General features: G+C 43.2%; 9 protein-coding genes and 1 pseudogene. 5 read left to right on the top strand and 5 right to left on the bottom strand.

The window, feature by feature from the left end:
* The first annotated feature begins 10 nt into the window (after positions 1 to 10).
* Complete coding sequence (locus tag HUN01_RS12470; protein ID WP_181931532.1) at positions 11 to 718, top strand: actin-binding WH2 domain-containing protein; 708 nt, start codon at positions 11 to 13, stop codon at positions 716 to 718.
* Positions 719 to 935: 217 nt separating this feature from the next.
* Here HUN01_RS12470 and HUN01_RS12465 read toward each other — a convergent pair whose 3' ends face one another.
* Both HUN01_RS12465 and HUN01_RS36740 read right to left on the bottom strand, forming a co-directional pair.
* A complete protein-coding gene (locus tag HUN01_RS12465; protein WP_181931531.1) occupies positions 936 to 1,322 on the bottom strand; it encodes a response regulator in 387 nt (128 codons plus the stop codon).
* A pseudogene (locus HUN01_RS36740) lies at positions 1,294 to 4,372 on the bottom strand (response regulator). Before HUN01_RS36740 ends, HUN01_RS12465 begins: the two are co-directional and overlap by 29 nt.
* Before the next feature lie 338 nt (positions 4,373 to 4,710).
* Here HUN01_RS36740 and HUN01_RS12450 point away from each other — a divergent pair.
* The 4 genes from HUN01_RS12450 (at position 4,711) to ptsP (ending at position 13,254) form a co-directional block, all read left to right on the top strand.
* A complete protein-coding gene (locus HUN01_RS12450) occupies positions 4,711 to 6,657 on the top strand; it encodes an APC family permease (protein WP_181931528.1) in 1,947 nt (648 codons plus the stop codon).
* Positions 6,658 to 7,007: 350 nt separating this feature from the next.
* Positions 7,008 to 9,929: a beta strand repeat-containing protein gene (locus HUN01_RS12445; RefSeq protein ID WP_181931527.1), complete on the top strand. Its 2,922-nt coding sequence runs from the start codon at positions 7,008 to 7,010 to the stop codon at positions 9,927 to 9,929.
* Positions 9,930 to 10,481: 552 nt separating this feature from the next.
* Positions 10,482 to 10,676, top strand: coding sequence for a hypothetical protein (locus HUN01_RS12440; RefSeq protein WP_238846230.1), 195 nt, complete (start codon positions 10,482 to 10,484; stop codon positions 10,674 to 10,676).
* 67 nt (positions 10,677 to 10,743) lie between these two features.
* Positions 10,744 to 13,254, top strand: coding sequence for a phosphoenolpyruvate--protein phosphotransferase (gene ptsP / locus HUN01_RS12435; protein WP_181932671.1), 2,511 nt, complete (start codon positions 10,744 to 10,746; stop codon positions 13,252 to 13,254).
* Positions 13,255 to 13,316: 62 nt separating this feature from the next.
* Here ptsP and HUN01_RS12430 read toward each other — a convergent pair whose 3' ends face one another.
* The 3 genes from HUN01_RS12430 to HUN01_RS12420 form a co-directional block, all read right to left on the bottom strand.
* A complete protein-coding gene (locus HUN01_RS12430; protein ID WP_069074362.1) occupies positions 13,317 to 13,706 on the bottom strand; it encodes a hypothetical protein in 390 nt (129 codons plus the stop codon).
* 626 nt (positions 13,707 to 14,332) lie between these two features.
* A complete protein-coding gene (locus HUN01_RS12425) occupies positions 14,333 to 14,629 on the bottom strand; it encodes a hypothetical protein (RefSeq protein ID WP_181931526.1) in 297 nt (98 codons plus the stop codon).
* Between the two features lie 278 nt (positions 14,630 to 14,907).
* Positions 14,908 to 16,992 (bottom strand): TonB-dependent receptor plug domain-containing protein, encoded by a 2,085-nt coding sequence (locus HUN01_RS12420; protein WP_181931525.1) that lies wholly within the window; start codon positions 16,990 to 16,992, stop codon positions 14,908 to 14,910.
* Positions 16,993 to 17,212: the final 220 nt, after the last annotated feature.

The following is a 17,212-nucleotide window of genomic DNA, read 5'->3' as shown; positions in this document are numbered from 1 at the left end:
ATATAAAATTATGTTGGACAAGAAAAATCGCGGGATTCAACAATTTGGTGTACTGATTAGTTTATTGCGCGATCGCCAGTCTTTCTTAGAAGAAATTCGTCTGGGGATAAGATTACAAAATAAAATCAGTTCTTTATTTGTAACCAGTTCCATTTTCTTTGCAATCTATGGTGCAATTATCGGTGCATCTAACAGTTGGGGACAGGCATTATCTGGTGCTATTAAGCTGCCAGCATTTTATTTATTAACACTGATTATTTGTTTCCCGACTTTGTTCTTTTTTAATGTTTTGTTTGGTTCCCGGAGTAGTATTCAACAGCATTTTGTTGTGTTGCTCACCTCTGTGTCAGTGATTAGCGTGCTTTTATTCAGCTTGGCACCAGTTACGCTATTTTTTCTGATTACTACACCCGATTCTTATCAATTTTTTAAACTATTGAATGTGTTAATTTTTGGCATTACAGGCATCTTTGGCGTTAAATTCCTTTATGAAGGAATGCAATTACTTTCTCAACAAGATGAAGTTGGCAAAAAAACCCGCACTACTATTTTAAGATCCTGGTTATTGCTTTATGCCTTTGTTGGTATGCAGCTAGGATGGTTTCTCAGACCATTTTTTGGTGCCCCTGACTCTAAATTTGAGTTATTTCGGGCAGTAAAAGGCAACTTTTATTTGGATATTGTAGCGGCGATTTCCGAAATTTTAGGTTTGCGTTAATCTCAGATTTCAATAATTAGTCTCGTTGCCTATGGGACAATACGGTTCAGTTAAGGTTACTGGTGTAGATAACTTGTCTTTGAAGACGCGATGAATCGCCGTCTCTACAAGTGTTTTGGGCTTATCTGAACTGTATTGACCTATGGGAAGGGGCAGGGCAAATAGCTACGTGCAAGTACTCAGCACTCAGTATGGTAGAAGTGCAATCCGTACTACTCTACTTTTCAAGATTCCAGCCCAACGCTACAGCTATTTCAGCAGCTAATTCTAGGGGATTGAATGGTTTAGCGATCGCACTGATAATTCCCATCTGGGCATAGCGACGGCGATCGGAAGCCTGGATTTTGGCAGTTAACAAAATTACCGGAATCGCTTTAGTTAATGGATTGGCTTGTAATTTTTCAAAGGTAGTGATGCCATCCATCTTTGGCATCATCACATCTAGTAAAATCACATCTGGTTGGCGAGTTTCAGCTTTAATTATGCCTTCTTGACCAGAACTCGCTGTCTCGACTTCCCAACCTGCGACTGTTTCCAAGCAAATCTTGGCAACTTCTTGAATATACTGCTCGTTATCAACCACTAGAATTTGCTTTGTTGTCATCACTGCTATCCTTTTGTTGGTTGTAAGTAATTCGCTGAAGTAACTCCATTACCTGTTGTTCAGATTCCTGAGTGCTAACACGCCCTTTAGTCAAAAATTCTGTATTTGGACTGAGTTGGCTATTTATACTTGGATCGTAACAATTATGAATCATGGGAATATTGGAAGGGTCTTCTAAATCAGTATTTTGGAAAGTCTCAAATAACGGCAGAGTAACGTAAAAAGTGCTACCTTCGCCCAATGTACTTTCAGCCCAGATGCGTCCGCCGTGCTGTTGCATAATACTTTTACAAATTGCCAAACCTAAACCAGTACCATCATGATTGCGTGAATCTGAAGAGTCAACTTGTTGAAAACGCTCAAAAATACTCTCAAGTTTGTCAGTTGGTATACCGCGTCCAGTATCTTTGACTGTCAATAAAATTTCATTCCCTTGTTGTTGCGCCGCTAAGGAAACCGTAGAGCCAGCAGACGAAAATTTAATCGCGTTACTGAGTAGATTAGTCAAGGTTTGGACAATGCGATCGCAATCTGCCAATACTTGACCAGATAAGGGACAAATAGATACTTTCACTCCTGCTTTGTCAGCTAGAGGCTGCATAACATTTACTGCTTGAGTGATCAGGTCAACAATATTGCAGATTTCTGGTTCCATCTTTGCCTTACCCGACTCGATCCGCTCAATGTCTAGGATGTCGTTAATTAAGCGTACTAGGCGTTCGGTGCTATCAGTAGCAATTTGCAGCAAACGTTTTCCCTGCTCCGAATCTGTTGGCAGCAAACCACTGGTTAGCATTCCTAGAGAGCCGTGAATCGAAGTTAAAGGCGTGCGGAGTTCATGACTAACAACAGAAATAAATTCATCTTTCATCCGTTCAATTTGCTTACGTTCTGTGATATCCCGCAAGATAACCGTATAAAATATTTCATCACCCATATCTATTTTGGAGATGGAAGCCTCCGCAGGAAATTCAGTCCCATCCTTACGGCAACCATAGATTTCACGCCGTTCTCCCATCCGTCGGGCAATATTGGGAGATTGGCCAAAGTCAAGCACATATTGACGATGCTTGTGGAAAAAACGCTGCGGTAAAAGTAAATCAAGGCCCTGTCCAATCACTTCCTGGGCAGAGTAGCCGAAAATCTTCTCTGCCCCTTGATTAAACAAGGTGATGCTTTGAAAGCCGTTGGTGGAAATAATTGCATCATCAGCAATATCTAAAATCCGTGCAAATCTAGCTTGAGAAAACCGTAATTCTTCCTGTGTCCGCTGACGCTCATTAAGTTGTGATTGCAACTGTCGATTCACGGAAATTAACTCGGCAGTGCGCTCTGCTACTCTCAATTCCAATTCGTTAATAGCTTGTAAGTTGTGAGAAGCGGAGGATGAGGGTGGTAAAGGGGACAAGGAGGACAAGGAAGAATTTACTTCCCCTGCTCCCCCTGCTCCCCTTACTCCCCTCCCCCCTCTGCCCCCCTACCTCCCCACCCTGCGTCACGCGCTGCCGCAATTTCACCCGTTCTAAGCGATTGACAATGCGGGTTACAAGTTCTGGCCCGACAATGGGCTTGCTTACAAAGTCATCAGCACCAACGCTAAACACCTGATTTACTATCTCGGCATCGCTATGCACAGTGAGAAATAAGATAGGTAACTCACTCCAGCGCGAATCGTTGCGTACTAATTGACAAAGTTGTATACCATTTGTATGAGGTAATTCCACATCCAGAATCAGCATATCTGGCGCAACTGCTTCTAAGGTTTTCCAGAACTGACGCGGATCTTCAAGAGCGATCGCCTTGAGTCCCCAAGGACTGAGTAAAGTTTGCAACAATGCCTGAATTTGCGGATCGTCATCTACAACCAATATTTTAGTTTCTGTATATGGTTCATTTTGCAGCGGTTGCGTCACTGTTTCTAATACCTGTGGGGTTGATGATGCAGATATTACCGCTGTGTTGTTTCCCTCAATTTCTCGACGCAATAACCTTACCCAACTTTCGAGGTTGCTAATCTCAAATTTACTCAAGGTTTGACCAGAACTCAGCAGCAGTTCGATATTGCGTGCCAATTTTGAGCCAAGAGGCAAGCCAAAAGTACCTAAAGATCCTGCCAAGGTATGCGCCTCTTTGGCTGCACCAGAGAGCAATTCGGGATTTGAAGTATTTTGATTTAAAGTTGCGATCGCCTCCTCCAGCAACCTCACCTGCTCGTCCACCCGCCCTTGAAATCGTTGCCAAATTTCCGCAACTGCCATTAGTGCTTGCTGCTGTGATTTGAGATTAGGCACTGGGGAATGGGAAGAAGCAGAGGGGCAGGGTGAAGGGTGCAGAAAAGAGGAATTTTCCCCCTGCTCCCTACTCCCTACTCCCTCTTCCAGTGATTTCAGACGATAGCCAATACCATAAACTGTTTCAACCAAATCACTGGCGGCTCCGACAGCTTTAAGTTTGTGTCGTAATCCTTTTATATGGGTACGAACAGCTTCTTCTTGTGGAGTATCTTCATAAGACCAAAGATGTTCTAAAATCATGCCGCAGCTAAATACCCGCCGAGTATTTCGCAAGAATAGCTCTAACAGAGCATACTCTTTTGGAGTAAGTGGCAGTAGATTGCCAGCGTAGATCACTTCACAACTACTAGGATCTAGTTGCAACTTACCATATTCCAGCACAGGTTTCGAGTTTACGCCCTTGCGACGCAATAGCGCCCTAATACGAGCAATTAACTCTTCTTGGTCAAAGGGTTTAACTACATAGTCATCTGCACCAGCATCTAATCCGATCGCTTTCTCATGACCACTATCGCACCCTGTCAATAACAATATTGGCATTTGCAGACCATTAGACCGGATTTGACGACAAAGACTAATGCCATCCCGCTTGGGCAACACTACATCCAGAAGGATTAAATCATAATCGTAAGTTTGAATAAAATCCCAAGCCGCATCACCATCAGTGGCAATTTCAACCGCATAGTTTTGGTTAGTCAAAACGGCACTGAGTGAGTATGCATTTAACTGATCATCTTCTACAACTAATATTTTCATGTTAAAAGCTTTCCAAATTAAAATGGATACAGCAGTTAATAAGCAATCAACTTAAATTGCAAAATTAATCTAATATCAATGCAAGATTTTAAAACATCTTCCAAAAGGTTTATCTTTCTGGTTCATATTCATTAACAAATATCAATATTGATTAATGCTTAATTGAATTATTATAGCTACCTGCTAAACTATTCAGGCGTCATGAGTCAGAATGAACCTTATACAACTGGCGGATGAATAAGCAGAATGCTATATATTTTTAACTCAAAATTTTATTTAATAAATCATAAAGGCTTAAAAAAATCACAAAGCCGAATTCTGCAACACAATCGTATTTAATGGCTAAATCAATTGTTTCAACAAAACGGCTTGGCAGCCAGTTAATCCACTGGTTGCTTGAAGAAGACCGAGGAGAGAAGGAAGGCCCTTACCGCAAAGAAGAATCACATCGTCAGCATCCTTGGTGGCAGGTGATGTGCTTGACTGGTGTAGATTATTTCTCGACCCTTGGCTATCAACCTGGGATTGCAGCACTGGCGGCTGGCGCTCTTTCTCCTATAGCAACCCTGATTCTGGTTTTGCTGACGCTCTTTGGAGCATTGCCAATTTATCGACGCATTGCAGCCGAAAGCCCTCATGGTGAAGGATCGATCGCAATGTTAGAGCGTTTGCTTCCCTGGTGGCAAGGTAAATTACTTGTGCTATGCTTACTCGGTTTTGTGGCAACTGACTTTATTATTACCATTACTCTTTCAGCGGCTGATGCCACAGCGCACATAATCGAAAATCCGCTGACACCAAATTGGCTTCATAATCAGACGATCGCAGTAACCTTGATATTAGTTGCATTACTAAGTGCAGTTTTCTTGAGAGGTTTCCGAGAAGCTATTGGTATTGCAGTAGTTTTGGTAGGAGTTTATCTGCTGTTAAACTTCATTGTCGTTGGCGTCGGTTCGTATCAGATCCTAACTCACCCTGGAGCGATCGCTAACTGGCAGACTGCACTTTTTGCCCGCCATTCTAACCCTTTGCTCCTAATCGGGATTTCTCTGCTTATATTCCCCAAACTAGCACTGGGATTGTCAGGCTTTGAGACCGGTGTTACCGTTATGCCGCTGGTTAAAGGCAGCAATAACGACACTCCGCAGCATCCTAAAGGGCGGATTCGGAATACACGCAAGCTGCTTACCACTGCTGCTCTGATTATGAGCTTCTTTTTGCTTACCACCAGCTTTATAACGACTTTACTGATTCCAGTGGCAGAATTTGCATCTGGGGGCAAAGCCAATGGACGCGCCCTTGCTTATTTAGCACATCTATATTTAGGCAATGGCTTTGGCACAATTTACGATTTAAGTACTATTTCGATTTTGTGGTTTGCAGGTGCATCTGCAATGGCAGGACTGCTGAATATCGTGCCTCGCTACCTACCACGTTATGGCATGGCACCCAATTGGGCACGAGCAACGCGACCTTTAGTATTAGTCTACACAGCGATCGCTTTTGTAGTCACAATTATCTTCAGAGCAAATGTGGAAGCCCAAGGCGGGGCTTATGCAACTGGCGTGCTTGTGTTGATCACCTCAGCCGCCTTTGCCGTCACCTTATCAGCCCACCGTCACCGACAGAAGCGGGCAAGAACCGTTTTGGGGATCATTACACTGTTATTTTTATATACCACTATTGTCAATATCATCGAAAGACCAGAAGGGATTAAGATTGCGGGCTTCTTTATCGGCACAATCATTTTTACCTCACTGGTTTCTCGTGTTTGGCGTTCAACAGAACTGCGAGCAGAACGGATCGAAGTTGACGAACTTGCTGGCCAATTCCTTGCCGAAGAGAGCCAAGGAGCAATACGACTGATTGCAAATCGGTTGAATACGGGCGATGTCCTAGAGTATTTTATGAAAGAGAAAGAGGTACGCGAAGACAACCATATTCCACCCAACGATCCAATTCTGTTTCTCGAAATTATGGTGTCAGATGCCTCGGAATTTGCCGATGTGATCAAAGTAAAAGGGGTGCAAGTTGGTGATTATCGCATCCTCCGGGCTGAAAGTGCAGCAGTACCTAATGCGATCGCCGCTTTACTACTTTATATACGTGACCATACAGGTAAAATTCCCCATGCTTACTTCGGCTGGGTTGAGGGAAATCCTATACAATACTTACTGCGTTTTATCTTGTTTGGTGAAGGTGATATTGCTGTAGTCACCCGTGAAGTACTCCGTCGGGCTGAAAAGAATCCCCATAAGCGTCCTGGTATTCATGTTGGGGGTTGAGTCAAAAGTCAGTATTTCTTCTCCTAAAAGTAATATCTTCCGAAAAACCTTTAAGATACATCACTCTCTCTTTCCATTCTTGGAAATAATACTTAGATTTACATCACTTTCAGCCTTCACTAAACCGTATTGGAATATAAAGAATATACAAAGCTCAGTACTTGTATATACATTTCTCGGCGAATAATGTGAAGAGTATGCAAAGATGCTTATTTAAGCATAGACATCTCCTCAAGGGTGACGTATAAAAAATGTCGAAAACGTCAAATTTTGGCGATTTCTTTATGCTCTAAAACAGCAGTTTGAGAACTTAAAATTACTAAAAAAATCGATTTAGGAAAGTAAGAGTTATGGCAAATATCGTTGGAACAAACGGTAATGATACCCTACTGGGTAGTAACGGTGCGGACACTATTAACGGTAAAGCAGGCAACGATATCATCACACCTACCTATGGCAACGATACCATCACAGGTGGAGGCGGCAAGGATAAAATTGTCTACAGCTTAAACAACTTACCCAACTACGACACCGATATTATCACTGATTTCAATGGCATAGGTAAAGGAACAAACCCTACGGCAGCAGTCATTGCGGAAGTGGATATTATAAAATTCCAAGGCGATATTTTAACTGCGAAAAATCTGCTGCTCACCCAGAATGGTAACAACCTGGAAATCACTTTTGAAGGAGAGCTTGGTAATGCCAAACTGATCCTGCAAAACTTTGCCCTGGAAAACCTGGAAAACCTCAGCAAATCTACAGGAGCCACTGTAGACTTGGGCAATATTTTGTTTGATGGGCAAACTACCATTACTGACAGCTTTGATGTCTTCGATGCCAACTCCACCCAAAGTACTATCTTCAAGAAAAATACAGTCACCTTCCTTAACGACCTAAACAACAATGTTATCGGCTTTGACAACTCAGATGATGTGATAAATGGTCAAGGGGGTAATGACACAATAGATGGTTTAAGTGGCAACGACTTGCTGCGGGGTGGTGCAGGGAATGATATCCTCAATGGCGGTGCGGGGAATGATACCCTCAACGGTGGTGCGGGGAATAACACCCTCAATGGTGGCGCTGATGACGATTATTTGAATGTTAATAATTTAAGAGGCGATAACCTGCTTTCTGGAGGTAATGGCAATGATTCTCTTAGTACCTTTCGCTCATCTGGCAAAAACACCCTCAACGGCGGCGCTGGTGACGATACCTTGCAAACTGAATTTTCATCAGGCGATAAGCTACTGAATGGGGGCGATGGCAATGATTCTCTCTCCATCCTTGACTTTGAGTACTACGAACCCGGTGTCCGCTCGTCTGACAAAAACACCCTCAATGGTGGTGCTGGTGACGATACCTTGAGTGCTAGTGGCTCATCAGGTGACAACCTGCTCTCTGGGGGCGATGGTAACGATTCTCTTAGTGCCTTTGGCGCCTTTGGTAATAATACCCTCAACGGTGGCAAGGGCGATGATATTCTCATAGGTGACGGTACCAGTGGCTATGGCGTTGATATCCTCACAGGTGGCGGTGGCAAGGATAAATTTGTTTACAGCTCCTTAACCTACAGCAGCACTGATACTATCACGGATTTCGGTGGAGTAGGTAAAGGCATAAATCCTTCGGCAGCAGTCATTGCCGAAGTGGACACTCTAAATTTCCAGACTGATGGCTTCACTGCCGAAAATTTGCTGCTCACCCAGAATGGCAACAATCTGGAAATCACTTTTGAAGGAGAGTTTGGTGGAAGCAAACTCATCCTGCAAAACTTTGCCCTGGAAAACCTGGAAAACCTCAGCAAATCTACAGGAGCCACTGTAGACTTGGGCAATATCTTGTTTTATGGACAAACTACTATTACTGACAGCTTTGATGTCTTCGATGCCAACTCCACCCAAAGCACTATCTTCAGGAAGAACACAGTCACATTCCTTAATGACTTAAACAATAATGTTAACGGCTTTGACAACTCAGATGATGTGATCAATGGTCAGGGTGGTGATGACATTATTGACGGCAAAAGTGGCAATGACTTGCTGCGGGGTGGTGCGGGCAATAATACCCTCAACGGTGGTACTGGTGACGATCGCTTGTTTGTTGACTATTTAGTAGGAAATAACCTGCTTAATGGGGGCGATGGCAATGATTCTCTCGTTGCCTCTGGCTATGAGTTCTACAACAGCTACCTCGAAAAAGGCGACGACCTTCGCCCAGAAGGCAATAATACTCTCAACGGTGGTGCTGGTGACGATACCTTGAGTGCTAGCGGTTCAACAGGTGATAACCTGCTCATTGGAGGCGATGGCAATGATTCTGTCTCCGTCTCTGGCTATTACTCATCACCTGGCGGCGACTACTTCCGATCCTCCGACAATCGCTCCTCTGGCAATAATACCCTCAACGGTGGCGCTGGTAATGATACCTTGAGTGCTATTGGTTCATTAGGCGATAACCTGCTCTCTGGAGGCAATGGTAATGATTTTCTTGATATCTCTGGCTTTGCCGAAGTAAATAACGACTCCTACTACGACTCTATCTCCTCTGGCAATAACACCCTCTATGGTGGCGTTGGTGACGATACCTTAGATGCTAGCGGTTCAATAGGCAATAACTTACTCTTTGGGGGCGATGGCAATGATTCTATCTATACAACCACTGCATCTCCATCCCTATTGTTTAACTTCTCTTCTTTAGTGACACAAACGGTAAATGGGGGGACAGGTGACGATTTCTTGTCCGTCGATTACCGCAATGCTACAGAGGGGATCACTTCGACTTTTGATGCCACTACTAATACTGGAACAATTACGGTGGGCACGAGTAGCGTTAGCTTCAATAATATTGAAAGATTAAAGGTCTTAGGGACAGCCTATGACGACAATATTGTGGGGAGCAATGGCAACGATAGGCTCTCTGGGAACTATGGGAATGACACACTTTATGGAGGGGATGGTACTGATACCTTTGCTTTCAATAGTTCCAATGAAGGTATTGATACTATTTCTGATTTCAACGCCACTTATGAACTTATTCAAGTATCGGCTGCTGGTTTTGGTGGCGGGTTATCAATAGGTTCACTTTCAGCTAGCCAGTTTACCCTCGGAACATCTGCAACGACGATCGCTCAACGATTTATCTACGATAATTCTACAGGTGAACTGTATTTTGACCAAGATGGTAGTGCGTCTGGGTTTACTCAGGTAAAATTTGCACAACTTTTGGGTGGTGTGACACTAACCGAAAATAATTTTGTGGTTGTTTAGCGTTCCAGCATCATTCTAGGCACGGAATGCAAGGTTCTCTCATAAGCGCCTTGCATTCGATTGTTCAATGCAATCTCTGGGTTATATAGGAATCCGCTTTGATTTCTGAACTAATTTGCGTGGTGCGCGAACGCGCACCGTGTCGCAGACAAGCGCAGCGCAAGCGCGATAGGCAGGCAATAGGCAATCTTGCTACAGTCAAGAAGGCTTCTTAGTTGTACGGAGTTTTTTCAGAAATCAAATATGCGTTTTATATAGATAGTAGATGTTGAATTTTTTTCTGAACTTTCGGCATGGTTGCGGATGGTGTTACAAGTTTTATTGGCTAAATCAGATCATGTCTGCGTTTGTTATTCTTGCTTAGATAGAGATGTCTAGTATATGGTCATGCGATCGCAACTCATTAGCCTTAAAGTGGTAACGACAACTTTTTGTGGAATTGCGGTCAAGCAAGGATAAATCCTCTAATCAATTTTTTGCTTTTTTTGCTGCCATTCTGAGTAGTTTTTGGATTGCCCAAACTTTTAACCGAAGGATCAACCTTTTTTAATATTGTGGCGGGATAATTTTGATGGCGATGTCTCGATTAAGTTGTACGATGGGAACAAACTTATCCAAAACATTTCTTCCCGTACTGCTAGCGATGGAGTTTATGAGTGGACACCACGTATTTCGGTAAAAGAAGGCTACTTTGTTCGCATTTCTAGCTGGAAAGACCGGAATATTTTCGGGCAGTTGCAACTGTAGCAGAATGGGAAAATGAAATGGATAACTAGCTAAACGCAAACCTCTCAACAAGGTTGACGGTGTGGCATTGATCGGAATTGTTATTGTTTCTCACAGTAAACAACTAGCCTTGGGTGTGCGGGAACTCGCCGCGCAGATGGTTCAAGGCCAAGTTCCCATTGCTGTTGCAGCAGGTATTGAAGATCCGGAAAATCCATTGGGTACAGATCCTATCCAAGTTTATGAAGCGATCGCTTCTGTATTTTCTGATGATGGTGTTTTGGTATTAATGGATTTGGGTAGTGCTTTGCTGAGTGCAGAAATGGCAATCGAGTTTCTGCCAGAAGCACAGCAGCAAAAAGTGTATTTGTGTGAAGCACCTCTAGTAGAAGGTGCGATCGCTGCTGTGGTAGCTGCGGCGGCTGGTAGAGATATTCACCAAGTTATGGCGGAAGCACGCGGCGCACTCTTAGCTAAAGCGACTCAATTGGGTGTAATTAGTAGGCCGTTGTCAACTATCACCCCAGCAACAACTAATGTAGAATCACCAACGCGAGAAATCCGGCTGATTGTCAGCAATCGCTTAGGATTACACGCCCGTCCCGCAGCGCAGTTTGTCGCAACCGCAGCTAGGTTTCAATCCCAAATTCTGGTGCGGAATTTAACGAGAAATACTGAGCTAGTTAGGGGCGACAGTATTAACCAAGTCACAACTTTAGGAGTGCGTCAAGGACACGAACTGCTGATTACTGCCACTGGTTCAGATGCAGATGAGGCGATCGCAGCATTACAGACATTATTCGCAAATAACTTTGGTGAAGATAATGTTGCCTTGAATTCTCCGCCAGCATTTCATCATGAAGTTACCCCAGCAACTCACGGCGAACTTTCAGGAATTGCAGCTTCTCCAGGAATAGCGATCGCACCTGTTGTTCATTATCAACCCACTCACATTTCTATTACGGAATATCACGTAGATGACCCTGATGCAGAGTGGCAACGAGTACAGGCAGCAATTAACACTGCTAGACAGGAAATTCAAGCGATTTTTTCACAAGCATCTCTGCAAATTGGTGACGCTGAAGCCGCCATCTTCGATGCCCAATTACTATTTTTAGAAGATCCAGTACTGTTGGAAGCGGCTCATCAGCGCATTTTAGAAAACCATATAAATGCTGAAGCAGCTTGGCAAGCTGTAGTAGATGAAGTAGCGACTTCCTACCGCACACTTGAAGATTCTTACCTGCAAGAGCGAGTTGACGATGTTGTGGATGTCGGGCAAAGGGTACTACGATTACTAGCTGGGAATGCTGCGGCTAACCTCCATCTTGAGTCACCGGCGATTTTGGTAGCGACTGATTTAACCCCCTCAGACACCGCTGGACTAGATCCGACAAAGGTGCTGGGTATTTGTACAACTTCTGGTAGCGCCACTTCCCACAGCGCAATTATCGCCCGGACATTGGGCATTCCCGCAGTTTTGGGAGTAGATGCCCAGGTGTTGCACTTGGCAGATGGTACACTTATGGCACTTGATGGTGAAAGTGGCAGAGCTTGGGTAGAGCCAGAATCACATATCCTGGATTTACTGGCAGTAAAACAGTCAGCTTGGCAAACTGCTCAACAGGAAGCACGAGCTACAGCGCACCAACCAGCAATTACTCGTGATGGTCGGCAAGTTAGCGTCTTTGCTAACATTGGTAGTATAAATGATGTCCAAGTTGCTGTGGCTAGTGGTGCAGAAGGTGTGGGACTACTTCGCACCGAGTTTCTATATCTAGATAGGACAAGCGCCCCCACTGAAGAAGAACAACTAGCAGTGTATCAGGCGATCGCCCAAGTTTTAGATAATCGTCCGCTAATTATTCGTACCTTAGATGTTGGTGGTGATAAGCCACTTCCCTATATCAGAGTCGGGTTTCCAGAAGCTAACCCTTTCTTAGGTTGGCGGGGAATTCGTTTCTGTTTAGATCATTTGGATTTGTTCAAAACTCAGTTACGGGCAATTTTGAGAGCCAGTGTGGGGCATCAAATTAAGATTATGTTGCCGATGATTGCTACGGTGACGGAGGTACGTGCAGCAAAGGCAATTTTGAGTGAAGTGCAAGCTGAATTAAATCAAGCTGGTATTTCCTTTGATGCAGCGATGAAAGTGGGGATTATGGTAGAGGTTCCCTCAGCAGTTGCGATCGCAGATCAGTTAGCAACTGAAGTAGACTTCTTTAGTATAGGGACTAACGATCTGAGTCAGTACGTCATGGCTAGCGATCGCACTAATCCCCGCGTGGCAAATTTGGTTGATGCGCTACATCCAGCCGTGTTGCGAATGGTGCAGCAAACTATCCAAGCTGCCCATACGGCGGGAATTTCCGTAGGATTATGTGGAGAATTGGCAGCAGATACTTTAGCAACACCAATTTTATTAGGCTTAGGGCTGGATGAGTTGAGCGTGAATCCTCAAGGTATACCTGGAGTGAAGCAAGCGATCGCTCGGTTAAGTATAGTTGAAAGTGAAGCGATCGCGGCATCAGCATTACAACAAGATTCCGCAGTTCATGTCAGAGAGCTAATCTCAACTTCAATTACTCCCCCTGCATAATTAATTCGCAATTAATTATGACGCTGTGAAAACGTCATTACGAATTACGAATTACGAATTAGTTAAAATCTTATTCCCAGTTGCCCATTAAATCCACGAATAGAATTGTAACCAGCGCCGACAAAAACGTTATCAGTAGCACCTACCTGAACGCCACCTGAAACTGCAACACCTTTATCCTCTGAATAAAGTCCAACTCCTACATAAGGTGAAATTACAGGTAAACTGATAAATTTCAAAACATCTACTCCCGTAGCACCATCAGGGCCAGTTCCAATCTCAACCCCGAAATCCAAAGCCCTAGCACCTACAGCATAAGTTACATCACCATCTTTTCCACCAACTGAAACCCAAGGTTGCGGTATAAGTTGAGCCGATGCTTGACTTGGGGCAAATAAAGCTAACAAACTTATGGATGTAATTAATGTTTTAGCAATAATCGTTATTTTCACGTTGTTCTCCTACACTAACTGCTGCATCTTAATTGTTTTCTCACAACTACCCTTGCTTCAGCACTACTGTTCACCAGGGTTTGTCTATGATGGCTAATCGTGACGGATTAAACCTCATTTGAGTGCCCGATGAGTTCAAGCATTATTTTGATAATGTTATATTAATTACATCGGTATGCAGCTACAATTTTTAATTATCAGGTATATTTGCTGATTACTTATCAAAAAGCCTAATTGCTTTCTCAAAATACTTAAATGCTTTCACAAAAAGCTTAAATGCTTTCTCAAAAGGTCATTTGACTTATACCAATTCTCTATGAAGATGCACATCATAATACCCCCCTGTAGTCCCCCCTTGGCAAGGCTACCGTGTATACACAAGTCTAAAATCGCCGAAAAACCCAAGATTTTACCCCACCCTAACCCTCCCCTTGCAAAGGGGAGGGAACTAGATTTTCTATTTCCCCCCAATGCATCGGGGGGATTAAGGGGGGTAATTAGACTTGTGTATGCACCGTAGCTTGGCAAGGGGGGACGGCGATAGCCGGGGGGTGAATTATATGCAGCTTCACAAAGAAACGGTATTACTCATTTTGGTGTTTTTTGCAAGCAAAATGCCATTTAATTTACTCAAAAGTTGACACATCTCGCAGCAAACTAGGAATTTCCCCTTGAGATAAAGGAAACTCCAGCAAGGTTTCTCTAACACCCAAATACCCAGATTCAGCAAACGACAAAAGCATTCGTGAAAGCGCTAGCCAAACCTCCGATTCGTATTCCCAATCACGATAACGCGAAGCTTTACCAGCAATTGAACGTAGCGCCCAGAAATAAGAGTTTCGCACTACCGAACCACCCTTCTTAAACTCTGGCAAATCTTCGTGATGGATTAAAAGGATTTTATTTTCAATTCTGGCTCTCATAACAATTTTAGATTTCGGATTAAAAATAAATTTTAAATAGGGTGCGTTACAATCCGGTTCGGTTAAGGTTTTTTGATATTGTAGAGACGGCGATTCATCGCGTCTCTTGCCTTAACCGTAGGGTTCGTTACGACTTTAACCTAACGCACCATGTTGTATCATCGCGGTGCCTCGTTTTTACCAAAAAGCTGCTCTTTGTCTCTGTGTTCTCTGCGCCTCAGTGGTTCAATAGATAACTTTTGAACCGCAGAGTCACAGAGAACGCAGAGGTTTTACACCTAAAAACTGGCGTTTAAACCCACACGAAAAGTGAATCCAGGGCTATATATGCGATTAACTCGCTCATATTGCTCACCTAGTAGATTTTCTAAGTAAACTGTCAATCCGACATTGCTAGTTAAAGGTACACGTCCGCTCAAATCTAAATTTACGAAAGATGGCGAAAAATCTGTAATCGTGTCACCAGGGTTTGTAAAGAAGGCTCTGCGAGTGCCACTATTGTAAGTAACATACAAATTAGCCTGCCAACCTGAATTTTCATAACCCACGCCAGTTTGCAGTACAGAGTAGGGAATCAAACCTAACTGTAAGCCTCTCTCTGAGCCTGTTTTTATTTGAGCATCAGTATAAGTGTAGTTGAGGAAAGTTGACCAACCAGCCGCAATTCTTAATTGCAATGCAACCTCTAAACCATTGGTATCAACTAGTCCAATGTTTTCCCATCTGCCGGCGATGACTCCCAAGCGATCGCTTATACTACTACCAAAGTAAGTAAACTGCCCAATCAGATTTTGAGAAAAATTGACATCTACTCCCGCACTCCAAGTAGAACCAGTTTCCGGTCTTAAATCAGGATTAGGTTCCCAACCATGAACTGTATCATAAACATACAACTGATCTAACCCCGGATTGCGCTGTCCCCCTGCCCAACTTCCCCGCACTGCTACTATTGGTGTGACGGCATAACGTAACCCAACACTAGGATTGAGATAATTTCCAAACTGGCTGTCAAAGCTTTGCCTTAGCCCTAAATCTATCAGAAAATTATCGCTAATATTCCAAGTATTGACAGCAAACAAAGCTGTATTGAATAAACTCCGATCTTCAGTTTCGTTATTGGCAATTCTCGCAGGATTTGTACTCAAAACATCACCGATTAAGTCGGTGTTTTTCAAATCTAATCCCCAGCGCAACTTATTATTGGAAGTAACTTTCCACTCATGATCTACTCTGGCTGTAAGTTGTTGTGTATCTAAAGATCCTGTACGGTAAAATGCGCCTGTAGGGCCATAAGTGCTGAAATAATCTTGGTTATAACCAATTGAGGTTGTAAGATTGGAGCTTTCACCATTACCTAGCCGAGTTTTCCAAGATAAGCCAACATTTAAACCATCGTGGTCTAATCTATCTCTTTGCAGAGGAAACCCAAAATAAATTAAGCCGCGACGACTGCTGAGTGCAGTAACATCTAAATTCAATGAATTTTTTTTATCTAAATCTAGTCCAATGCTACCAAAGTAAGTACTTGTAGCTGTGTCTGCATTCGATAAAAATCCCTGCTCATCACGATTTGCAGCACCTACAGGAACGCGGTAACGGTTATCTATAAAGAATCTTTCAAAGCTAAAGTTGTACTTAACTTTATCAGATGAACCACCATAAGTCACTTGCTGATTATTTAAACTCAACGAGCCAAACTCTGCGCTAGCGCTCAATTTAGGTTTGCCATAACCTTCCTTGGTGATGATATTCACAACTCCCCCAAAAGCTGAGGAACCATACAATGCGGAGGCTGTGCCGCTATATAATTCTACTCGTTCAATCGACTCTACCGGAATGCTATTTAAATCAGTTCCACCATGATAAGTGTTGACATTATTGTTAATTGGTCTGCCATTAATCAAAAATACAGACTGATTAATTGAAGCTCCGCGATAGTATGTACCTGTGTGAATATCTGCACCATGACCAACATCATTGATTGCAAAACCAGGCATTCTTTTTAAGATATCGGCTAGACTTGTAGCGCCCTGCTTTTGAATTTCTTCTTTATCAATTACGTAAGTTGGGGTAGATTGAGGTAGGTTATCCGGTTCTGCGATCGCTTCTATGGTAATATCTGTATCGTCTTGCTCTAGTTCTGGCTGAGTTTCTGGATTAACTTCACTCGGTGCAGATTGTTGAGTTAATAATTCGGCATTAGTCGCGGGTAGCTCGATTTCACTCAAACTCGGAATATCTGAAATAACTTCGGTTGATTTATCAGTATTTCTCTGCTTAATTTCACTCTCAGCAGCAAAGCCAGGAAAAGCTATCAGTAAACTCGGTAAAGCAACTGTTAGCAACAAAAAATCCTTTTTCACGTTCTCTTTCACACCAAGTAAAAACAGTCACCACGTAGAATTGTTGCTGTAATAGTAAAATCGTGTCAAAAGACACGCTGTCATATTTCCACGGTTCAGCTTAGACAGCAGGATGATAATTTAGTGCAACAGTGAGTGTTTAACACCCTTGCTTTTTAGCGTTGGTGTTCGCGTAGCGTCTCAGCATCGCTTACTGATGAAGATTGCATAGGGTGTTACA

Origin of the sequence: Nostoc edaphicum CCNP1411 (assembly GCF_014023275.1) — a bacterium.
Classification (GTDB): Bacteria; Cyanobacteriota; Cyanobacteriia; order Cyanobacteriales; family Nostocaceae; genus Nostoc; species Nostoc edaphicum_A.
The sequence above is the reverse complement of the archived record's forward strand: the minus strand, read 5'-3'. Positions and strand labels throughout refer to the sequence as shown.

What these genes read in the sequence shown, in the direction of transcription:
- HUN01_RS12425 (WP_181931526.1), bottom strand. Translation starts at nt 14,629, where the DNA reads ATGAGAGCCAGAATTGAAAATAAAATCCTTTTAATCCATCACGAAGAT.
- HUN01_RS12450 (WP_181931528.1), top strand. Translation starts at nt 4,711, where the DNA reads ATGGCTAAATCAATTGTTTCAACAAAACGGCTTGGCAGCCAGTTAATC.
- HUN01_RS12470 (WP_181931532.1), top strand. Translation starts at nt 11, where the DNA reads ATGTTGGACAAGAAAAATCGCGGGATTCAACAATTTGGTGTACTGATT.
- HUN01_RS12465 (WP_181931531.1), bottom strand. Translation starts at nt 1,322, where the DNA reads ATGACAACAAAGCAAATTCTAGTGGTTGATAACGAGCAGTATATTCAA.
- HUN01_RS12445 (WP_181931527.1), top strand. Translation starts at nt 7,008, where the DNA reads ATGGCAAATATCGTTGGAACAAACGGTAATGATACCCTACTGGGTAGT.